Source organism: Sphingobacterium sp. ML3W, from assembly GCF_000747525.1.
Classification (GTDB): domain Bacteria; phylum Bacteroidota; class Bacteroidia; order Sphingobacteriales; family Sphingobacteriaceae; genus Sphingobacterium.
Genome location: NZ_CP009278.1, coordinates 5,211,715 through 5,233,910, shown reverse-complemented (window position 1 = coordinate 5,233,910; position 22,196 = coordinate 5,211,715). Strand labels below are relative to the sequence as shown.

Here is a 22,196-nt window from a genome sequence, read left to right as displayed (position 1 = left end):
TAATTTATTATGTTTAATCAAAATCAGATTTAAGATTTTCAAACGTATTTCTTCGATAAATTAAGTAGAATGGACAATATACTATATGATGTAGAGCTACCTTCATTTTAATTTTGTTTTTGTATTAAATTTTATATATGTTTAAAATAGAAAGGTCAATTGTATAAAAGACAAAGCAACTCTGCTTTTTTGGTTAGCGCCTAAGTACTATTATGGATTATAGATTAGAATTATTAGAAGATTCAGTTTTCGAAAAATTGGCAAACCGTATATGTCAAGATTTATTGGGCATGGGAGTCATTTCTTTTGCTCAAGGAAAAGATGGTGGACGAGATGGAAAATTTCATGGAGTTGCTTCATGTTTTCCATCTACTAACGAGCCTTGGAAGGGTAAATTTATTGTTCAGGCGAAACACACAAGCAATGTAATTGCCTCATGCGCAGATAAGGATTTTTCCTCAATCATCGATTTGGAAATCAAGAAAATAAAAAAGCTAAAAGAGAACAATGAATTAGATTGTTACGTATTGTTCACTAATCGAAAATATTCTGGCATTTCAGGTGAAGATATTTTAAAAAAAATCAAAAAAGAGACAGGTTTAGAAAATGTAATTATTATTGGAAAGGAATCTTTGAATGATTTATACATAAACCCGAATAAAACTATCATTAAAGAATTTGGTCTAGATTTGCACCACATTCCTTTTGATTTTTCCGAAAATGAAATAAAAGAGATAATAGGCGCCTTTAGAGGACAGTTAGGAAGTTTATCTATTGAACTGATTGCCGAAGTGGAAAAAATAAAATTTGATCTTGATCGAATCAAAATTGAAGAAAAGAATAAAAAAAATACGTTGAGCCAATCTTATTTCGAAAATGAAATATTAGCACATTCTTTGCAGGATTTTGAAAAGATACAGTCTTTTCTTAGTGATGTGAGAAATGAAGACTTAAAAGAACAATATTTTGATATCGCTGCCGAGTTGAGGAATGTAATTCAAATTAAAAGAGATAACTTTGCAGACTTTGAGCAAGTGTTTGTATTCATATACAAAAAGATCTGTGATGGTCAAAGTATTAAAGGAAAAAGGCATATTTACACTTTGCTGCACTATATGTACTATGAGTGTTTAATTGGGATAAAATGATAAAACCTGACAGGCATACAAATCTGAAATATTCTATTATTAACATCAGTTCGGTTATTCTATCAGAGCTTAATGCGTTCTATGCTATAAAGTATGATACGCTAATGCAGAAAGTTCTTCAATCATTGGGGGACGATGCGAGAATCAACTTTCCTTATGCACTCAACTTTCTGTATTTAATGAACCAGATAAGTTACGAACAAAAAACAGACTCCTTTAAATCAATCTCATGAAGCTAAGTAAATTATTTTGTAGTGATTCAAGATTCAAAGATATTACCTTTAACCTAAGAGGTCTTAGTATTATTTATGCAGATGTATTAACAGACCCCAAAGAGCGAAAGAATTCGCATGATCTAGGTAAGACAAAGCTAGCAGAGTTGATAGATTATCTTTTGATTAAGAAAATAGATAAGAATAATTTTCTTCTAAAGGTACTGGATGCCGATAATAAACCAGTTTTTAGATCCCATATTTTCTACTTGGAGGTATTATTGAATGATGGTCGATATCTTACCATAAAAAGAAGTGTGGAGAGTCATACTAAAACGTCTATAAGTATAAATGAACAACGTGCAGATGGTTATGAACCACCTCTGAATTGGGTACATGAAGATTTGGGGATTGAAGTTGCCAAAAAGAAGTTGGCAGAGTATTTCAAATTTGATTTGTTCAAAAATAAAGAGTACGATTATAGAAAGGCTGTAAACTACTGTATTCGGATGCAACCGGATTATGAAGATGTTTATCGATTATCCAAATTTAAAGGGGGAAAGGATATTGATTGGAAGCCCTTTATGTTCGACTTGCTGGGATTCAACGGCGATGTTTTAAGAAGAAAATATCGAAACGATGAGAAGCAAGAAAGGATCAATGATCATATAGCTCAATTGAAGCAGGACTTTTCAATTAACAACACCGATAGGGATGAGATAATAGCTCAGATAGGATTACAGGAGTCGAAGACAAAAGACGCCGAATCAAAAATAGATCAACTCAACTTCTATGAGCAAGACAAAAGAATGATTGAGAGTGGGATTGATGAGATCGAGAATAAAATATCCGAATTAAATACCCTGTCCTATAATTTAAATTTCGATATTAATAAACTGCAGAGTTCCATCAAGAATAATATTTCTTTTGATCTCAATAAGGTGGAGAAAGTATTCAATGAATCCAAATTATATTTCCCAACCGAATTGAAAAAGGATTATGCAGATTTATTGAAATTTAATGAAGAGCTCACAAAGGATCGAAACCGACTTTTACGTAAAACGCTAAAACAGAAATCTGAGGAGCTACAGGAGGTCAATGACAAGTTACAAACCTTAAATTCAAAGAAGGAAGATTTATTCAGCTTTTTAAAAGATACAGATATCTTTAAAAAATTAAAAGCCTATCAAAAAGAATTGGCTAGGCTCGAATCGGAGCTTATACAGCTAAAGGAAAAACTAAAAGTTATCGATTTAATTGTTGCCGAAGACAAAAAGAAAGAAGAACTTAAGAAAGATATTGAGGCAACAGTAACTGAAATAAAAGAAATAAGTAATCATACGGAGATTAACGAGAAGTATAAGTTGATCCGCAATCAGTTTTCTAAATATTTTTCAGAGGTGATGGACGAAGATACTTATATATCATGGTCTATAAACTCGAACAATAATGTGGACTTCAAACCTCCAGTGATAAAGACAAAAGGTATACTATCGATGGATACAGCGAAGGATGAAGGTAGGACATATCGGAAAATTCTTTGCGTAGTTTTCGACTTAGCTATATTGGTTGCCAATAATGAAGAATCTTATTTTCGCTTTGTCTACCATGATGATGTCTTATCCCAGCAAGATAATGGCATTAAAATTAGACTTTTAAAATTGATTCAAGAGATTACCTCTAAATATGATATTCAGTATATTTTGTCGGTCATTAAGTCCGATTTGCCTACTGATGAAGAGGAAAATCCTATTTATTTTAGCCCGGATAATGTGGTTTTAGAACTTAACGATAAAAATCCGAGTGGAACGCTATTTGGTTTCGAGTTTTAAATTATATTGTAATTGATTGGACATAGGAGGATAAGCACTCCTTTATTGGAGTGTCACATTATTTGGATTGCTCTAATAAGTTGTTGTACTTTTCTAAAAGGTCATAGTATTTGTCCTTCCATTTGTCTCTATCTGCTTCTACATCTTTAACAGATTGAATTTTGTTTTGAGGTTCAATACTATAATTATATTGTCGTATTTCAGGAAATTCTATTGCGAAGTCATATGGGATTTCCTTTGCATATTTAGATAAAATAGAATAATCAAGTTTTGACTGTTTAATGTGGGTATAATATGTCGTTCTATGGTATCCTATTCGCTTCATTAATTTTCCAATGTTTATTCCTTTTTGAGTGATTATTTTGTTTAAAAATTCCCCTCTATTTTTTTCTTCAGACATCCTATTTTTCTTTACTCTTGAAGATATTCAATATATTTTCTAGAGAGAATAGTGAAATTCTACAAAATTCACTTGTTTATTATACATAATTGTATATATTTGTATAATATTTAGGTTTTTCAATTCCTATTTTGTATAAAATAGTAGATTTTTTGTAGAAAAACCGTTAAAGTTTTTACCAAATTTCTTGTTCCTCCCAGGCAAAATGAGTGACGCAAGAATCTGAGTGAAGCCCGCTTTTGGATTTGTATTTAAAAAAATATAGATTTGGGCGGGCGCTCACTCACTATGTCCAAACGTGCCTGGGAGGAGTAGTGAGCAGAGGCCCGCTTTTTTCTGAAGCTCACTGCATTAATTATATTTTTATTTATGCAGATATGAAAAAAACAAAATTCAGAAACATCATCAGCGCCCCCGAGTAGCTCGGAGGTGAGGTCATTGATATGACCATCCTATCTTGAAGCACGTGACGCCAATTAAATAACCTTGTATGAATTCTTTCAAACGTGCTTAGGTAAATCGAAATTAATCCTATTTTTTTATTTGTGACCTAAGTTAGGCTTAGGAGCAGGTGGGTATGTGTGTTAGTATTTACAAGGGTTTCCTTTGTCAATAGGTCGCAGTTTTTTAAACCTTTAAAAATGAACAATTTTTATAAGGGTGGGAGAGAACTTGCCTATTTAAGGGAGATTCTCCAGTCCATTCATTCCATTAAAAACCGTTGCTTAGTGTGGTTCACGACAAGTTATCGGTCTATTGATGCTAAAGCATCAGAATGTAATATTGCATTAGAACATACTGCGTTTTTCGTAGGTCAACATGCTAAACTTCTGACCAACTTCGCACCAACTTCTAACTTTCTACGAGTGGGCTTCGAGTCCGCTTCGAATTTTTTTCGAGTCAAACAGTATGAAAACTCAAAGCCAACTCGAATAAAATTGGATAAAAAGCCGAAGTATGGCAGAATAAGCTCAGAAGAAAGCGGGAATAAGGTCGGTTGCAGGACAGGAGTTATTGAGGATAGGTTGTTCTCAAATTCGGGTCAGCTTCGTACTGTGTTCGTACCAGCTTCGAAGTATTTACGACCTGCTAAGTACCTTTTAATTACCTTCCAATTACCTTTTCTTGGGCAGCCGATGTTTGGGAGATGTGTCAGAGGTGTGCAAGGGATGGGTGAGGTTCGAAGCAGGATAGAAGGAAGTACGAACCCGGTACCCAGAATGTACTGTTTAAGTACTGTTAGTTCACGGGGAAGGTACCGAAAAGGTACTAGGAGTGTACTACGAAGCTACTGGAGAGGTACCAAAGAGGTACTGAGAAGCTACTGGAAGGGTACCGGGATTAGTATGACCGATGTGACTTCTGGTCGGGAAGTAGGAAACTTAAATTTGGAGGTTGATTCAGTTGTTGAACGCACGGCCAAGGCTAGATTGACTACCAATCAAGCATGTGTAGAGCGTATGCTAAGCGTTTGCCAAGCATGGATAGTGTGTAAAACGGTACCCGTTTACGCACTATCAACACACTATGTACGCTTAGGACTGGCTTCATCCTTGCTTAATCCCTACTTGGCGAATGCGTTATCTCAAATAAGAGCTTTTAAGCCTTTTAATTTTTTTAGCCAAGTATTTTACTCATGTTGAATGTGACAACTCTTTGAGTCGCTTAAAACACGTCTTGTGGCGGATAAATAGAAGTATTAGAGATATTAATAGTGAAGTACTGGTCTATAAAGTACTGGATACCGTAAAAGTTATACTTGCACCAGTACTAGCAATTTTTCAATATTTATATTTTTCCTCACATGCATTGAAGAGCACAAGAATGCTATTAACATGCATTGCTGTGTTTTATATGTTTAGTTTATCAGCTCAGTCGCCCCACCAGGACAGCGGGGCTGATGGGCAAATGTCCAAAAAGATAGAACGACAAAATATCCCCTATTTTGTCGAAATTGAAAACAAGGATAATATCCGTGCTCAGATTTTGCATTTTAATCCAGACGCCAATCTGATGAAGTACCCTTTGTTTGAATACAATGTAATTAAGGGCCGGATATCTCCACTTGAAATAGGAAAAATGGTTCCAGACGATATCATGGACCTTCCCATGCGTATAGTGAACGATGTATATGACAGGGATAGTGTCACATTACGAGAGCTTTCCATGGATAGGATGCTTGTTTTGGATTTTTGGGCTACATGGTGCGCGCCATGTCTTGAATCTATGGATAAGTGGAAAGAGCTTGGGCCAAAGTATGATAGTCAAGTTCAGTCTGTCGGCCTCATGCTGGACTTTGATTATAAGGCCGAGCTCACTGCCAGAAAAAAGGGTTGGACTTCGCCACAGCTTGTAGGTCCTGAGGTGTACCTGCTAAATGCATATTTCTGTGGTACATCTGTTACAGGCCCCTCGGCCTGGATAAAAAATGGAATCTTGGTCGGTATTACCGATGCAACAGTAGATGTGGAACCTATCCTCACGAAAATGGCGGCGGGTGAAATTACGGCCATTCCCGAGAAGGATATGTGGAAATCACCATTTTAAGAAGAAGGAAATATGAAAGAACGTTTAACCATCACCATCCTATTGTTATTTTCCCTCTTTACTGTAAATGCCCAAATTTCGGGATATGTAAGGGATGAAAACAGTACACCACTGTACGATGCAACACTGAAATTAAAAAAGTCAGGTATTTTGACAAAGACAGACAAAAACGGTTACTTTTCTTTTGGCAATGCGGGACTACCGGACACCCTGTCCATCAGTTTTATGGGGTACAGCAGCCAGAATATAGGAGTTAATTCGGGTACCAGCACCCTGACTATTGCTCTAGAAAAAATCAGTAATACAATTGACGAAGTTCAGGTTGTCAATACCGGATTCTACACGATTCCAAAAGAAAGGGCTACGGGGTCTTTTACTGTCATTGACAATAAACTGATGAACCGTTCTGTGGGTGGAAATATCCTTCAGCGGCTTGACGGCATCGCTCCCGGTGTCCAGTTTGTTACGCCGGGCGGGACCAAAGCATCAGATATCCGTGTAAGGGGACTTGCGACCATACAGTCCGATGCAAGCCCGCTTATTGTTGTGGACAACTTTCCCTACGACGGTGATATCAGCTCCATAAATCCGAATGATATTGATAACATCACGATCCTGAAAGATGGTGCAGCAGCTTCAATATGGGGAGCACGTGCAGGAAATGGTGTGATCGTGATCACGACAAAAAAAGGACAATATGGACAGAAAGGTCAGCTCTCTATCAATAGTAACCTGACCATCGGACAGAAGCCCGGCCTGCTATATGGACGAAACCGTCTCCCATCTGAGACTGTCATGGCGATTGAAAAAGAAAAATACGAAAAGGGCGGATATTATCTGGAAAATGCCCAGCAGACTCCGTTCCCTGAGTATGTGGAAATGCTGATCGCGCTGGATAAAGGGACACTCAGTCGCGCAGAGTTTGAGAGAAAGGAAGCCATTCTAAAAAATACGGAAGTCCGCAGCGAAGCGATGAAATACCTTTACCGACCCGCCATGTACCAGCAATATGCGCTGAATGCCAGAGGTGGAGGAGAGAATTTCACCTATTATGTCTCCGGAGGATATGACAAAAACCGCTTGAGCGAAATCGGAGGTGCTAACGATAGAATAAACCTGAACCTACAGAATACGTTCAGGCCATTTCGCAAGCTGGAACTTTCTACGGCGTTATGGTACAGCAGACAGAATAATCAGAATAACCAGCTCACATTGGACGACCTTAAGGGAAACGCCACAAATGTCGGTCTTTCCCCCTACACGAGATTAGCGGATGAAAACGGAAATCCTGCAGCTGTCATCAAAGAATACAGGCAGGTCTATGTGGGTCAGGCAGAGGTTAATGGCCTACTGGGATGGCAATACCGCCCGCTGGAGGAACGTGGGCTTATGGACAAGCGGGGCAATAGCGATGAGCTCAGGGCAAACCTGGGACTGAGGTACGATTTTCTCCCGCATTTCAACATCAGCGCAAGCTATCAATATATCAGGGGAAACTCATCTAGTACGGCCGAGTATGATAAGGATAGCTATTATGCGCGCAATATCGTCAACCGCTTCACGCAGGCCGACGGCACGCAGATCATCCCCTATGGGGGTGTATTCCGTGAACTGTCGTCCACTTTCTCGGGGAGCCATTCTGCCCGCACGCAGCTGAACTATTCGCAGAGTCTTGGTAGAGAACATGAGATAACGGTGCTGACGGGAGCTGAGGTCAGGGAAATGATACAGGCATCAAACCCAGGCTATACCTTGTACAATTATGACCCAGATCTGTTGATAGGAGACAACAATTACAACTATACCGAAAATTATAAAACACGTCCCAGCGGCAGGTCAAGACTCCTGGCCCCTCTTTCTGCAAAACAGCAGTTTACAGACCGTTACCTGTCCTATTTTGGAAATGCAAGCTACACCTATAAAACCAGGTATATTCTTTCCGGTTCACTCCGATGGGACGGGTCAAACCTGTTCGGGGTGAAAACAAACCAGAAAGGAACTCCGTTATGGTCGGCGGGTGCAAGTTGGGATCTTACAAAAGAATCCTGGTTCAAAGTTTCGAAAATGGATTATCTGCGCCTGAGGGCCACATATGGCATTGCCGGAAACGTCAATAAAAATGTAAGTTCCCTGCCTACTATCGACCATTCCGCTACGGGTGAAAACACCGGGCTTCCACGGGCCATTGTGCGGAGTATCGGAAATCCGTCCCTGCGCTGGGAACAGGTGAAAACATTTAATCTGGGTCTGGATACCCGATTACTCGATAATCGTATTTCGGTAAGCGCCGATTATTACATAAAAAACGCAAATGACCTGATCGGAGCCAGGGTTGTGCCCCCGAGTACCGGAATCTATCCGGAAAGTTTCGCTGAAAAATCAAACCTGATCAACTATGCGGACCTGAAAACAAAAGGAATGGACATCCAGCTCAGCAGTCGGAATATCCTTGGAGCTTTTAACTGGAACAGTACGCTCCTTTTCAACATTGTCCACAATGAGGTCACCGGGTATTCAGCAAATAATAATATCGGATTATACAATTATCTGCTTCCTCCTTCTTTTCCTGTGGTCGGTAAGAGCAAGGATGTTCTATTTGCACTGCCCCGATACTCGCTCGATCCCGGTGATGGCACAGTAATGATGTTCCTTGACGGGAAGCGCACCAGAAACGGCGTTGATTATTTTAACAGCCTTTCGCCCCGAGATCTCATCGCCGCGGGGGTCACGGTCCCGACCGTCTATGGTTCTTTACGCAATGAGATCAGATGGAAGAACATGAGCCTTTCTTTCCTTATTTCATGGAAAATGGGACATGTATTCCGGCGTTCGACAACCGTTCCCGAAGGAGAATACAGGCTTCAGTATCATATGGATTACCTGAACCGGTGGCAGAATCCAGGGGATGAACGCTGGACAGATATTCCGGCAACATCCGGGGATCCGTCGGATAATCTGTACGCCATGTTTGAGCAATATGAAAATTTTGTGCCCAGCGGCAGCCATGTGCGGCTGCAGGACGTCAGCTTTTCCTATGATCTTCCGGTAACTATGTTACCAGGATCGGTATTTAAGCATGTACAGCTTTATGGATATGCCCGTAATCTGGGTATTCTCTGGAAAGCGAACCGTTACGGCCTGGACCCGGATTTTCCCATTGCGGATTATGTGGCGCCAAAAAGCTTTGCATTTGGACTTAGGTTGGACTTTTGACATCGATATTATGAAAGATTTAAAAAACTATTTGATTTTATGCTTTGCCGTTATTTTGACAGGTTGCGGCAAAGATTTTCTGGATGTCAAGCGTACATCCGGTCAGGTCGTTCCAAAGACGTCCAAAGATTGTCTGGCGATCCTGGGCCGGGAAAACATGTATTATACTTCAAGCGATCTGGCTTATCTTGGAGCGGACGAATATTATGTCAAAAATCCCGCAGATCTTGTGGCGGGCTCACAGTACACACCGTTTCACCAGTATGCCTATACCTGGCAGGACAATCCCTATGGCTCCCTGCGGAATATCAAAGATTGGGATCTAGCGTACGAAAGGATCATGTACGCCAATCTTGCCCTGGATGTCGAGTCTGCAGCTTCCGGACAGGGAGAAACGGCCAATCGGGACAGGGTAAAGGTCAGTGCCCGTTTCCACCGGGCATGGAACTTTTATCAGCTGGCGCAGCTATTCTGCAGACCATATCATGAACCTACCGCTGGACAGGATCCCGGTCTGCCCTTACGGGTGGACTATGATATTTCTGTCAGATACGGCCGCTCTTCACTGAAGGAGGTTTACGACCGGATACTGGATGACCTAAAAGAAGCCGAGAATATTCGGATAGTAGACGACATCAATCCCTATATGCCGGGCACCACAGCCGTGCAGGCACTTCTGGCGAAGGTCTATCTCCAGCAGGGAAAATTTGATATGGCACTCAGATATGCAGACATCGTTCTCAAAAAAAGAAGTACGCTAGTGGATTACAATAACTTAACAGGTTCAATAACGGATATCTATGGAAGCTATTTTGAGCCTTATGGGAAGAACAACCCGTCGATTATTTTCTATTCCGCAGCTGCCGTTGGAGGGATCATCATGCCGACCAGACAAAATATAGATACACTTTTCACCAGGTCAATTGAACAGCAGGATCTTAGGGGGGAAATATATTTTTTCACACGGCCAGATGGAACAAAGGTATATTCCGGTTCTTATTGTGGTTATGGAGGTAATGAATTCTTCACGGGACTCAGCGTAGAGGAAATGCTGCTTATCCGTGCAGAATGCTCCGCCCGCGCCGGATCGGAAAAGAATGCCCTGGATGACATCAACCTTTTGCGAAAGAATAGATTCAGCCACAGCTCTTACAGGAACCTTGAACTTGGGGAGATTGATGATCTATTAGCGTATATTCTTGGCGAAAGAAAAAAGGAACTTTTTATGCGGGGGAGTAGGTGGGAAGATGCCCGAAGGTTGAACCAAGAAGGGAGATATTTGGTTTCTTTTTCCAGGATGCTGGACGGGGTACGATATGAACTTGCACCCGGCGAAAAAAAGTGGGTCTGGCCTATTCCGCAGTCAGAAATTGACGCAAATGGAATCGAGCAGAACCAGAGATAGGAAAGGGAGGCAAATCTGCCTCCCTTTTTTTGGATATTGACCCGATTGACTTATTTTAATTAGTTACTGGGCTATTGATGTTGGCGGAAGGCCTGGGAAGTGAAACCGTCATCGTTCGCTTCTTTGACCGTCGCTGGCATATCAATTGGTTCCAGAACATCGCTCAGCTGAACAGCACAGGTAGCTCCCGCTAAATTGTTACAGCTTCCGCTTGGTGCACCGCCCGGATAGAGCCCGTCAATTTTCTGGTTGGTAGCGATATTTCCACCTGTAGGGCTGATCAAGCTCACCTGATACCATGTAGGGGTTGCCTTTTTGCCTTCATGGTTTTTCCATGATACAGTCATTGTAACTACCGATATTAGAGCAATTAGTGCACCTATGTTCAAATTTTTTAATATTTTTTTCATAATTATAAAATTTAAAAAATTATCATGTTTTGATTTCATCAGGTCCATCACATGACCTGCCACTTTTGCTATTCCGAGGTTTTAGCTTTGATGGAGATTCATCAGTTACAGCAGGGAGGCCTTAACCCTGCAATTTCGTTTTGCTTAAGATAAGATCACATCCTCCCTTCTACCAAGTTCGAAATTAACGTCTTTTCCGTTATGGCTTTTATGGGCCAATATCCAATATAATATGCCTAGAATTATAAATATACTGTTAAGTATAATATGTAACCAATGATTGTTTGTCGGCCACAGCCCTGCACAGGTACAAGGGGTGGAACCCATCAGTTTAGTTACCCCAATTAGTAAGTAAAGAGTGTACATGGTGATTAGCATTGTCGAAAGTTTAATTCCCAAACTAACTGCTGGTCTATATAGTAGCACAAGTACTAGTGCGATGTGTAATACTGGCAACAACCACCATAGGATATCGCACATCCAGATTGGAAAGGGTTGCAAAAGTAATTCTTGTTTGGTCTCGGAGATGTTCAATAGCTTTAAGGTTGCCGAACTTCCCCATAGCAGGATAAAACTGTATTGCACGACTATAAATATGTAACTGTTCTTTTTCATTTCTTTGTTTTAAAACTCATTAAAACAAATTTCCAAAGAATGCTGAAGATAGAGAAGGAAGAAAACTCCAATATTCACCATGAAATGGGAGCTAATAACTTTTTATTCCAAAATAGGGGAGAAGAGCATAGGATTGGCTATCCTTTTTTGCTGAAGAATTTGTGATAAGCTTTATGAAAGGTGCTCGGGTCTCGATAGCCTACCTGGAACCACACTGTTGCTTTAGGTACATTGTCATTATGGATGAGCTTGTAAGCTTGTTTTAGACGTACTTGGGTACAATAGTCATACATGGTAGTGCCAAATTCTTTCTTAAATTTTCGTTGTAGTGAGGATGTGGTCATATAGGCCACTTCACCAAATTGTTTGATATCGATGTCTGGATCGCTGTAGTTTTTATCGATATATAATTTGACGCGATACACGTATGCTGCGCCTGTTTTGATAAGCAATTTTTCATAATATGCTAGTCCTTGCACGATGTATGCTTTTAATAGATTCTTAAACAGAAATGGGTTGTCATTCGGTATTTCGAGTGTCTTTTTGATCCATTTCTGTACTTCTATATCTATTGGACAATGTGGCATGATACCATAGGAGGTATTGGATTTGAGTAACGCTATAATGGCATGATGAAGATTGGGATAGATGGCGACTGCTTTTTTTGCCCATTTGGGATGGATGGATACCACCAAGCCAATGGTACTTTCCGTTTGTAGACTGTTTACAGTATAATGCCCTGCACGGTTGTGTGAAACATAGAAGTGGTGTGGATTGGCCTTACTAATCGCTGATGTCCCATTTTCAGAAAAGGCTATTCTCCCTTCCAATAAGAAAAATAGAAATAACCGGTTTTGTGTTGTCGTATAAGCAAATGAAAAGGAATGGTCTGCTTCTATTTGAAAGAGTTCGATAAATAAAGGACCGTATTGGAGCTTCTGCCGAAGGATCTGGCTATGGTCTTCAAATTTTTGTAGTACTGCAGATTGTGCGATGCTCATCTTATATTTGCTCCATAGCGGGAGCTTGCCCATTACATGTGCAGTATGTATAGGTTGGCTATGGAACAAGAGCTGATAATGATCTGCCATACGCGGAAGATTTGAGTATCTATGTTTTTATTGATCGGTTAATAATTGGTTGGTGAAGATAATTTTTTAACACTACTTTTTCGCTGCACAAAAGGATAGTTTTAGCTGTAAACTACACTTTTGTGTAAGATTATTGCGCACAATATGCATTATTTTTGGCCAAATTTAATAGTATGGAAAATCGCTATAGCAGAAATCGTATTTATATTTCCCAGGAAGAGCAAGTGTTGATAAAAGATGTACCTATTCTTCTTGCTGGTTGTGGTATAGGTAGCGAGATAGCAGAATGCGCGCTGCGGTTTGGCTTTGAAAACTTAACGATTATCGATGGTGATACCGTTGAATTGACCAACTTGAATAGGCAGAATTTTACTGAAAAAGATATTGATAGTCCTAAGGTAGAGGCCATAAAAAAGAGACTGCTTGGCATTAATGATAAGGCAAATATCACGATCTATAATACTTTCTTGACAGCAGATAATCTAGAGCAATATATACCAGGGCACCAAATAGCAATAAATGCATTGGATTTCAGCTCGGATGTTCCTTTGAGATTTGATCAACTATGTAGTGAGCATAAGATACCCGTTCTGCACCCCTATAATATGGGTTGGGGAGGATTGCTTGCTGTGATTGATCCTGCTGGCGCTCGTCTGGATAGTATAGAAAGGTCGGGTCACAAGTTTTCAGAGATTGATTTTGTTGAATATGCGCTCGGAAACCTTTCTTTTTGGGGAAATCCACAAGATTGGGTCCGAGAAGTGGTCGAAAAGTTTAAAAATGAAGATGGAGATATGTCGCCACCACAGCTTGCTATTGGTAGCTGGATAGTGGCTGCTATGTGTACCACTGTACTATTTGACCTTGCAGTAGGAGCAACTGTGAAAAAGTTTCCTGAATTTTACTTCAATGCTATGAAGGGGATTTAAAGCAATTTATTATTCGCTGCATAGAATATGGCCTCTGACATATTGGTGACCCCCATTTTGTCAAATAGTTTTCTTCTATGAAATTTGATGGTTTCTGGCGAGACAAAGATTTCTTGTGCGATTTCATTGATCGTAAATCCTCTGATGGAAAATTGGAGGACTTCTTTCTCTCTTTCAGTAAGTTTGATAACCTCCACTGTATTCCACCTATTCTTTTCTAGATCATACTTAAAGATTTGATTATATCCTTTCTTTGATATTTGAATATTTCCAGAATTTCGTTGGGTTGATAATGAAACCGTGCACAGGGCTTTCCATATTTTACCCGAATCTGTTAAGAACATCGGAGTTAACTTCTGGTTGACCAATATTTTTTTCTTTACATCACTTTGTAAATGAAAATCATAAGAAATGGTATAAAGCCGTCTTTCTGAAATGGGTATAGTATCGAAGAAATCAAAACCTATCTTATTTATCTGTGTGAGCAAATCTAGATCTTCCTTCGTGACATATTTATAATAGAATGCATAGCCCATATCTTGTACTTCCTGTGCAGTATGGCCACAAAGGAAAAGTGGATTTTCAGATACATATTCGAATGCCTGGGTTGCATAATTGATGACATATAGGCTAGAATAGGTAGTTCTGGCTAATGCATAAATGGCTTCTCTATAATCAAGTTGTCGATGGAGATCTTTTTCGGATAAATTATCTACCGTATTTTTCGGAAAGAAAAATTGATTCACCATGTTATGTTTTTCATCGTTTTGTTAAAGATATGAATTTTAAAAATTATTTCTATCGCTAAAGGTGATTATATCTTAGTTAAATGCAGTAGCGTCCTAAACGTTGAAAAAAGTGGCGGTGTTTTGCTATAGCAAAGTTGCTATATTTAAATCGTCAAATTTTAACACACCGCCATGGTAAATTTAAACGTTTTTAGTCAGATTTTATCACTTATCGACCGCGAATTATTCAAGGTTTTGGTTGCTAAGCACAAGAGTGACAAACATTGTAAAGGGATCAACAGCTGGACGCATCTTGCTAGCATGTTGTTTTGCCATTTTTCTTCTGCAGATTCAGTTCGTGATATCAGTAATGGCTTACGTAGTACGACTGGTAATTTGAACCATTTAGGTGTTGGTAGAGCACCCAGCAAGTCCAATATTTCCTATATCAACAAGCACCGCACCCATGAACTCTTTAAAGATCTGTACTTTTCGCTATTAGATAAGCTATGGCAAAAGGATACCCATTTGCGCAAAGATCTAACGCAATTAAAGCGCAAGGTTTATCTGATGGATGCCAGTATCATCCCTTTATGTTTATCTGTATTTGACTGGGCTAAATTTAGAAGCACCAAAGGTGCTGTAAAACTGCACACTGTGCTGGATTATGATGGATGTCTTCCTGTTTTCATGCAGATTACAGACGGGAAAGTTCATGAAAGCCAGCGTGCGGGTAGCTATAGTTTTTCCAAAGGAAGCGTTGTAGTGGTGGATAGAGGTTATGTGGATTACAACTGGCTCGGGGATTTGGACAGCAGAGGTTGTTATTTTGTTACCAGGAGTAAAACTAACATGAAGTACAACGTTATCAAGTCATACCAGAGTGAAGCACTCCTTGAAAAGGGAATCATTAAAGATGAGATCATTGAGCTTTCTGGTCCATCAGCAGATAGATACAACTCTAAACCATTACGCTTGATTCACTTTTGGGACAGCAGCACAGACAACCAGTACCACTTTCTGACAAATAATATCCAATGGAAGGCATCACTAGTAGCTAACATTTATAAACAGCGATGGCAGATCGAGATTTTCTTCAAGCATCTGAAGCAACGCTTAAAAATATCATCTTTTGTGGGTACTTCTGAAAATGCGGTCATGATCCAAATATGGACTTCGTTGATTGGAATATTACTGCTCAAATACCTTCAGAAGAAGGCTAAATACGATTGGAATCTGTCTAACTTGGTCGGGTTTATCAGGATGAATATATTCGTGAAAATAAATATATGGCAATGGATAGATGATCCTTTTATCAGGCCACCAGTTAAGGGTAAAAATGGACAGCTACAGATATTCTCAGACTAAAAAATAGGGTCAAAATTGAAATTATCTAAAAATAGATACTGTTTCAAGGGAAACACGCGCCTAAAATTTATTTAGGACGGAAGTGAGTTAAATGCAGTTGATTAATTTAAATGGTTGGTTTTCTACACTATTATTTAATGCAATACTATACTTTCGTGTAGTGTATTTTTATATGCTCTTTCCTAGATTTGCTCCATAGTTATAAAACCATGTTTGAAAAGGAAATCCAGGCCATAGGGAAAAATCAGTTGTATGATGCGACAAAGTTTGTTATTGATCAGAATTTTATACATCATGCCCAAGAGTCTCATCCAAATGAATATGATGCGCTTGTGGATCAGCTGTATGATGAAGAAGAGGCTTATTTCGATGATGCTTATTACTACGTTGTCAAGGATAAATCTCATCAAATTATGGGAAGTATCAGAACTTTAAAATGGAATCGGATTGGAGCACTACCTATTGAGCGTATTTTTGGTATGGATGTACTTAAATATGAGCATATGCCTAAAGATGCTACGATATGGCATATCGGTAGATTTGCTATTCGAAAAGGCTTAAATTCTGTTGACCTCTTTAAAAAAATGGTTTTGAGGGCCATTCACCCCATATGTTCAGTTCCTAATTCTATCGCTTTTGCGGAGTGCGATCGCAAACTTTTAAAAACCCTCACGAGAATGGGGATCATATCGGAAGTTATGTCCGAACCTGTATCCTATTTAGGGTCTGAGACCATCGCAATTTGTATGCATGGTGATACACTAAAAGAATTTTACGATAAAAGTATTTCTGAATTAGCGTATTGTACTCATTCAAAGCGGATTTACGCTTGATACTTATGGAGTCTTTAAAGGTTAAGATTTTGACTGCTATATGATTTTAGAATATATAACAGTCAAAATTTTAAATAACAAATTGATTCATCATCTTGGAGTTTGCTTAAGATGATAACGAAGTCCCAATGATAGGAAGTTAATATCCATAGCATTCTCAAATGCATAATATTTAACCTTGTAACCGGCATAAAAAGTAGAACGGATGACGTCAAAATGGTATGAAATTCCAATTGTAGGATTTATGGCTAGATAGTTTGCTTTCGCATAGCCTTTGGCTTTGGTCCCTTCGTACTCTACCTCTATTTTTTGCTTATAAAAATCCCCAGATATCCCTATACCTCCATAAACATTAAAATTACTTTTTGTATTATCTTTTATGTTGTAGATATAATCCGCCCCAACGGTTGTCATATGTACATTGCTGTATCCAACAAATGTTTGAATGACACCGTGATTATTGAGGCTGTAGCTACCATTTACTCCGTAAAACGTACTGTAAGTCGGAGCTTCCAGCATAATGTCGCTAAATAGACCGACTGAATATTTTGATGTTTGTGCATTCGAGGTTAAAGCGCAAGTTAGTGCTATAGAGGTTATTAGAAGGGTGTGTTTTATCATTATAATTGATTTTTGTCAAGATGGCTTTGTTTAGAATCTAACAGGGGCGAATCTATAGATAATATTAGATTTTTTAACTACCCAAAAGTGTAGTTATGTCATGTTAAATAACGCTTATAAATGGACTCTCTCTTGAGGTAAAAGACTTTTACAATAATTGATAACTACACTTTTGTGTAACGTTATTTTAATCCTATCCCGCTACATTTGTATAGTTCAATAGGTGTTTGGATGTTCATTGCGTTTACTAGGGGTAAGTTAGTAATGAAAGAAAGTATGTTTTCTGAAAGTTACAATGTAACCTTGGAACTGACACGTGGTGATAACTATAACTTTCCTTTAGATTGGTAGCTAAGGGGAGATATGGGGTACTCTGTAATATAAAAAAGCGAATCAAAAGATTCGCTTTTTTAATTCTTATTATCTTTTATTGATTCGTCCTTTGAATGCACTTTTACCATCCATAAAAGCTTCTAGCACGATTCTTCCTTTCGGAAGATGGGTGAGGTCATAGCTGAATAATGCATTTTTAACCGCTTTATATTCATGTTTTTGCCAAAGCACACCATCAACGGTAATCTGAACCGTCATATCATTGCGCTTGTTGGATACAACATTCAATTCCGTTTTATCGATAACTGATCTTGGGTATAGCGAAAATGCATGTCGCGCTATTGTCGTATCCATTTCAAAACCTTGGATAGCCTTGAAGCTAAACATTTCGCCACTACCACAGTCACTCTCAAAAGCATGGATGAGATTACCATTCATATCAAATAAACGGAGGTGTCCATCTCCTTTTTGAGGTTGTGCCCAGAACTGTAGACCATTGCCCGCCGTATCGATCAAGCGAAGGGAATGATTGCCTTCCGATAGACGGATGGTATCAGTATACACGGTTTCAACCGCTAGCTGTGTCGCTATTTTCTGGTAGACTGTATCTTTTTGTGCATTGACTAGATAGATGCTGTTGTCTTCCGGATTTTTGTTCGTTAACAATTGCAAGACAAATTCAGCAGGAAATCTCGGTGGAGCTGTGAAAATCGTTTCCATATTATTGTCTCCTGTCCAAGCATCTTTCTTTCCATTAGGTTGATTAAGCGTCACTTGAAATGTGTTTTCACCATCTTTTTCCTGAATCTCTCCTGGTAAGATGACATCAGCGACTTGGTTGAATGGCAGATTTCCTTTCCAATGGAATGTTTTAGTCGGGAAACCCTTAGTCCCGTAAACGATAGTCAATGAACGAATGGGGTCCGATCCTAAGTTTCTGAAGGAAATACGTGGCCCAGAGCTAGCGGGATTCAACCTCGAAAAACGTTGTTCATCACTGGGTACCATAATCGATTCAACCGCTACATCCGTCTTTTGCTTTGGTGCCGAATAATGGAACAAGAAGGATGAGATGTTTTCAGTAGCCTGTATATTATCTGTCGCAGTATAAGGTTCCATCATTAAAGATACCTGATGTTTACCCGGTTTGGTGAAAACGTCGATGACATCTGCCTTTTGCAAATCACCAGGACACCAGTAGGCACGGTCGTAGATCCAAGTACCGCCTTGAGGATAGAGCGGGTTGTCTCCACATTTTTTCCACATATCACGTTTGTCTACGATTTTACCATCCAGCGAGATCTCGCGCCAGCGACTACAGAACTCACTACAGCCACGTGGCTTGTCCATACCATGACCGGTATGCTGTATGCGGATACGGCTTAATGCTGCACCGTTTTTTGATTCATAATCTATCGGTAAGAGATGCTCTTCAATTTTTTCGTTCGGATCACCATACTTATAGGCCTTATTCCATAAAGGCTCCATACCTAGCGGTGTCACAACTGAGGGGCCAGATAAGATCTCAAAATCTATGCTGAGTGCCCAACCTACCGTTTTATCTTCATAACCGGTGTGCACATAGACAATTTCGACACTATCACGTAACAATGGAGCAAAGTCAGTTACATCCACCTGCCATTTCCAGCTCCACCCTTTATTGTAAATACTGCCATAAGGCGTTAGCATTCTGCTCAATTCATAGTTAAGCTCAGGAGTATTTTTACCGCCTTTGCGACGTAGTATAATATGATCGAGGTAATCCCAATGCGCGGTGTTAATGCTGTCAGGGCTACCGAGCGTAACGTGCATGGTTACTTTGCGGATAGGAGCATCGTTTTTAGGGAACACACCCCATGCAGGGTAAGGGTTTGCAGCTGTGACAGGGTCACAAATAACCGTAGTACGGTTATGGGTAACAACGTGGCTTACCGCGGGTTTCTGGGCTATGGCGCTAAAACCGAAGATAAGGCAAAATAAGGTTAGGATTGATTTTAAGTTCATTAATGTTAAGCTATTTTTTTAAAAACATAAAGATAAGATGTTTTATCAATGTCCTGAAGGAGTAGGTCTAGTATTTGTCTAAAAAACACTTTTCATACGTTTAGCTTAAATATGATTAAGATTTTTAAGTATAATTAAGGTATATTTAAGTTAATTAAAACTTAACTCATATGGAAAATCCAATTTTAGAAAAAATCAAAAGTTCTGTAAAACATTGGTATATACCTTTGATATTAGGCATCTTATTTATTTTAGTTGGAATATGGGTGTCTAGGACTCCTTTGGCGGCCTACTTGACATTGGCCATTATATTTGCAACTACGTTTCTGGTAGCAGGTATACTTGAAATCATCTATGCCATCGTCAATCGAAATACACTGAACCATTGGGTTTGGGAATTAATTAGTGGCATTATAGGGTTGTTCTTAGGTTTTCTGTTGATTTCAAATCCTGCGATCTCTATGGTAGCGCTCTCGCTTTATGTGGGTTTTGGAATCCTATTTTATTCGATTACGGGCATTGGAAAAGCTCTTGAACTAAAGAAGCATGGGTTTAAAGGATGGATCTATACGATGATTATAGGTGTGGCTGGCTTAATACTATCTTTCATTATGATTTGGAATCCCGTTTTCGGAGGGATGACAATCGTATTCTATACTTCATTCTCCTTTATCATACTTGGAGTACTGAATATCTTTTTATCGATTAAAATGAAGGGCTTAAATAAACGTTTGGGAGAGTTTTAACAATAAAAATCCAAAATCTGGCGTTTTGACTTTAAGACATAAAAAAAGCGACTCTTTTGGAGTCGCTTTTTTGTAGCCCGTAGGGGAATCGAACCCCTGTTTCTAGAATGAAAATCTAACGTCCTAACCCCTAGACGAACGGGCCATTTGTTTATTAATGTGATGCAAAGATAAGCGCATTTTTAACTCTTCCAAAATAAATGTGACACCTTTTTCGTAACTCTTTGAATCTGAATAAAATTATTTTTTTTCGAGCCCTTTTTTCATGAAGAAATCGGTCCTATTCGACCACGTATGCTAGTAAATAGTCATTGAACTTCTCATAATGCACATTAAAAAAGCGATTGTGCTGTTCACTTTCCAAATACAACTGCAATATGCCGTCTTCTTCGTATTCAAAAGGAGAGATGGTCATATTATGCAAGAAAGAAACGCCTGCATTGCCCTGTAATTTGTAAACGGCTTCTTTGGCACTCCAACAAGCATAGAGCTGAGCCAAACGATTTTCTCCATGCGTTATAAAATGAAGTTCTTCTTCTTTGAGAAATTTATGCGCGATACGCTCGACTTTAGATTTAATGATTTCCATATCGATACCCACTTCACCTGCCGAACTGATGATGGCTCCAGCGTAATCAAAAGAATGGGTCAGCGATATCTTTTGTGGGAAATTGCCAAGGTAAGGTTTACCGTTGCTATCTGAAGGACAATCGATATAGGAAGTTGTATTGAGCAGGGTGCGCAAGAGGACCCGTGTAGCAAGCCAATGTAATCGCCGCTTACCATTGGATAGGCTGATGAGCTTTTGTTCCTCCAGCGCGCCCAATTGCAGTTGGTTGGATAGGGTATGCTCATCTTCTTCAATGCGCCAAATCGCAAATTTGGTGTGCTGGTCCAATTCTCGTAGGTATACTAAGCTCATACTCAAACTTAGATAAATTAGTTTTGATATAAAAGGGGAGGGAGCAGAAACTTGATCCAGTTGGAATAATAAAAGAAATAGCAGAAAGTCTTGTTCAATAGGATCGATTATGTTGTGTTTTTGCCAAAAATATTTCTTGCTGGAAGACGATAAATCAATAACTTTGTTTTTTTATATCACACATTTAAAATTGTAAATAAAACAAATTTATCTAAGTTTGAAAATAAATGATTGAAGGTGGCCTTTCTATCGTATTGAGGTTCAACTTTAATCTGGAATAATATTGAATAAACATGATTTTATCGGATAAACGTATACTAGAAGAAATAGAGAATGGCAATATCGTTATTGAACCATATGACCGTAAATGCTTAGGTACAAATTCATATGACGTTCACTTAGGGAAGTATTTAGCAACCTATAAGAGCCGTGTGTTGGATGCTAAACTTCATAATGAGATCGATCACTTTGAAATTCCCGAAGAAGGATTTGTGCTAGAGCCAAACACACTCTATTTGGGGGTTACTTTAGAATATACGGAAACGCATAAACATGTGCCATTTTTAGAAGGAAAATCAAGTACAGGTCGTCTCGGTATCGATATCCATGCGACTGCCGGAAAAGGTGACGTTGGATTTTGTAATACTTGGACGTTAGAGATCTCATGTGCTCAACCCGTGCGCATCTATGCAGGTATGCCGATCGGACAGCTGATCTATTTTGTAGTAGAAGGTGATGTAGAGATTCTTTACAATACAAAAGGTAATGCCAAGTATAATACAAAAACGATAAAACCAGTGGAATCTATGATGTGGAAGAATTCATTTTAGGTTAAATGC

Annotated in this window: 20 protein-coding genes and 1 tRNA gene; 12 read left to right on the top strand and 9 right to left on the bottom strand. The window is 39.1% G+C overall.

The window, feature by feature from the left end; translation table 11 throughout:
• The first annotated feature begins 212 nt into the window (after positions 1 to 212).
• The 3 genes from KO02_RS22250 to KO02_RS22240 are packed head-to-tail and all read left to right on the top strand — an operon-like array spanning position 213 to position 3,192.
• The gene (locus KO02_RS22250; RefSeq protein WP_038701797.1) at positions 213 to 1,148 is read left to right on the top strand and encodes an ABC-three component system protein; all 936 of its coding nucleotides are present in this window, start codon (positions 213 to 215) and stop codon (positions 1,146 to 1,148) included.
• Positions 1,145 to 1,381, top strand: a complete 237-nt coding sequence (locus KO02_RS24460; protein ID WP_410528195.1) for an ABC-three component system middle component 8 — start codon at positions 1,145 to 1,147, stop codon at positions 1,379 to 1,381. Before KO02_RS22250 ends, KO02_RS24460 begins: the two co-directional genes overlap by 4 nt.
• Positions 1,378 to 3,192, top strand: coding sequence for a DUF2326 domain-containing protein (locus tag KO02_RS22240; protein WP_038701795.1), 1,815 nt, complete (start codon positions 1,378 to 1,380; stop codon positions 3,190 to 3,192). Before KO02_RS24460 ends, KO02_RS22240 begins: the two co-directional genes overlap by 4 nt.
• 58 nt (positions 3,193 to 3,250) lie before the next feature.
• Here KO02_RS22240 and KO02_RS22235 read toward each other — a convergent pair whose 3' ends face one another.
• The gene (locus tag KO02_RS22235) at positions 3,251 to 3,592 is read right to left on the bottom strand and encodes a hypothetical protein (RefSeq protein WP_038701794.1); all 342 of its coding nucleotides are present in this window, start codon (positions 3,590 to 3,592) and stop codon (positions 3,251 to 3,253) included.
• Between the two features lie 641 nt (positions 3,593 to 4,233).
• On the opposite strand from KO02_RS22235, the gene KO02_RS22230 reads away from it, so the two are divergent.
• The 4 genes from KO02_RS22230 to KO02_RS22215 all read left to right on the top strand — a co-directional run bounded on the left by KO02_RS22230 (position 4,234) and on the right by KO02_RS22215 (position 10,757).
• The gene (locus KO02_RS22230; protein WP_038701793.1) at positions 4,234 to 5,235 is read left to right on the top strand and encodes a hypothetical protein; all 1,002 of its coding nucleotides are present in this window, start codon (positions 4,234 to 4,236) and stop codon (positions 5,233 to 5,235) included.
• 211 nt (positions 5,236 to 5,446) lie between these two features.
• Positions 5,447 to 6,139 carry a TlpA family protein disulfide reductase gene (locus KO02_RS22225; protein WP_158500342.1) on the top strand — a complete coding sequence of 231 codons (693 nt, stop codon included), beginning with the start codon at positions 5,447 to 5,449 and terminating at the stop codon, positions 6,137 to 6,139.
• Between the two features lie 12 nt (positions 6,140 to 6,151).
• Complete coding sequence (locus KO02_RS22220) at positions 6,152 to 9,352, top strand: SusC/RagA family TonB-linked outer membrane protein (RefSeq protein WP_038701791.1); 3,201 nt, start codon at positions 6,152 to 6,154, stop codon at positions 9,350 to 9,352.
• A gap of 10 nt (positions 9,353 to 9,362) precedes the next feature.
• Positions 9,363 to 10,757, top strand: coding sequence for a RagB/SusD family nutrient uptake outer membrane protein (locus KO02_RS22215; RefSeq protein WP_158500341.1), 1,395 nt, complete (start codon positions 9,363 to 9,365; stop codon positions 10,755 to 10,757).
• Between the two features lie 71 nt (positions 10,758 to 10,828).
• On the opposite strand, the gene KO02_RS22210 is transcribed toward KO02_RS22215, so the two are convergent.
• The 3 genes from KO02_RS22210 to KO02_RS22200 form a co-directional block, all read right to left on the bottom strand.
• Positions 10,829 to 11,167 carry a hypothetical protein gene (locus tag KO02_RS22210; protein WP_038701789.1) on the bottom strand — a complete coding sequence of 113 codons (339 nt, stop codon included), beginning with the start codon at positions 11,165 to 11,167 and terminating at the stop codon, positions 10,829 to 10,831.
• A gap of 144 nt (positions 11,168 to 11,311) precedes the next feature.
• Entirely contained in the window at positions 11,312 to 11,782 is a 471-nt protein-coding gene (locus KO02_RS22205; protein ID WP_038701788.1) for a MauE/DoxX family redox-associated membrane protein, read from the bottom strand.
• A gap of 137 nt (positions 11,783 to 11,919) precedes the next feature.
• Positions 11,920 to 12,873 carry a helix-turn-helix transcriptional regulator gene (locus KO02_RS22200; RefSeq protein ID WP_081918471.1) on the bottom strand — a complete coding sequence of 318 codons (954 nt, stop codon included), beginning with the start codon at positions 12,871 to 12,873 and terminating at the stop codon, positions 11,920 to 11,922.
• 173 nt (positions 12,874 to 13,046) lie between these two features.
• Here KO02_RS22200 and KO02_RS22195 point away from each other — a divergent pair, with 173 nt between their 5' ends.
• Positions 13,047 to 13,802: a HesA/MoeB/ThiF family protein gene (locus tag KO02_RS22195; protein WP_038701786.1), complete on the top strand. Its 756-nt coding sequence runs from the start codon at positions 13,047 to 13,049 to the stop codon at positions 13,800 to 13,802.
• Here the strand turns inward: KO02_RS22195 and KO02_RS22190 are convergent.
• The gene (locus tag KO02_RS22190; protein WP_038701785.1) at positions 13,799 to 14,551 is read right to left on the bottom strand and encodes a response regulator transcription factor; all 753 of its coding nucleotides are present in this window, start codon (positions 14,549 to 14,551) and stop codon (positions 13,799 to 13,801) included. The two genes, KO02_RS22195 and KO02_RS22190, sit on opposite strands and share 4 nt — an antisense overlap.
• A gap of 171 nt (positions 14,552 to 14,722) precedes the next feature.
• Here KO02_RS22190 and KO02_RS22185 point away from each other — a divergent pair, with 171 nt between their 5' ends.
• Complete coding sequence (locus tag KO02_RS22185; protein ID WP_038694773.1) at positions 14,723 to 15,898, top strand: IS4 family transposase; 1,176 nt, start codon at positions 14,723 to 14,725, stop codon at positions 15,896 to 15,898.
• A gap of 209 nt (positions 15,899 to 16,107) precedes the next feature.
• A complete protein-coding gene (locus KO02_RS23090) occupies positions 16,108 to 16,731 on the top strand; it encodes a hypothetical protein (protein WP_051960217.1) in 624 nt (207 codons plus the stop codon).
• Positions 16,732 to 16,821: 90 nt separating this feature from the next.
• Here KO02_RS23090 and KO02_RS22175 read toward each other — a convergent pair whose 3' ends face one another.
• Both KO02_RS22175 and KO02_RS22170 read right to left on the bottom strand, forming a co-directional pair.
• Positions 16,822 to 17,352, bottom strand: a complete 531-nt coding sequence (locus KO02_RS22175; protein WP_144243391.1) for an outer membrane beta-barrel protein — start codon at positions 17,350 to 17,352, stop codon at positions 16,822 to 16,824.
• Positions 17,353 to 17,772: 420 nt separating this feature from the next.
• On the bottom strand, positions 17,773 to 19,689 hold the full coding sequence (locus KO02_RS22170; protein WP_038701783.1) for a peptide-N-glycosidase F-related protein: 1,917 nt from the start codon (positions 19,687 to 19,689) through the stop codon (positions 17,773 to 17,775).
• 170 nt (positions 19,690 to 19,859) lie between these two features.
• Here KO02_RS22170 and KO02_RS22165 point away from each other — a divergent pair, with 170 nt between their 5' ends.
• The gene (locus tag KO02_RS22165; protein WP_038701782.1) at positions 19,860 to 20,435 is read left to right on the top strand and encodes an HdeD family acid-resistance protein; all 576 of its coding nucleotides are present in this window, start codon (positions 19,860 to 19,862) and stop codon (positions 20,433 to 20,435) included.
• Between the two features lie 73 nt (positions 20,436 to 20,508).
• On the opposite strand, the gene KO02_RS22160 is transcribed toward KO02_RS22165, so the two are convergent.
• Positions 20,509 to 20,580, bottom strand: a tRNA-Glu gene (locus KO02_RS22160).
• 135 nt (positions 20,581 to 20,715) lie between these two features.
• Positions 20,716 to 21,357 (bottom strand): 4'-phosphopantetheinyl transferase family protein, encoded by a 642-nt coding sequence (locus KO02_RS22155; RefSeq protein ID WP_038701781.1) that lies wholly within the window; start codon positions 21,355 to 21,357, stop codon positions 20,716 to 20,718.
• A 293-nt stretch (positions 21,358 to 21,650) separates the two neighbouring features.
• Here KO02_RS22155 and dcd point away from each other — a divergent pair, with 293 nt between their 5' ends.
• Positions 21,651 to 22,187: a dCTP deaminase gene (gene dcd, locus KO02_RS22150; RefSeq protein WP_038701780.1), complete on the top strand. Its 537-nt coding sequence runs from the start codon at positions 21,651 to 21,653 to the stop codon at positions 22,185 to 22,187.
• Positions 22,188 to 22,196: the final 9 nt, after the last annotated feature.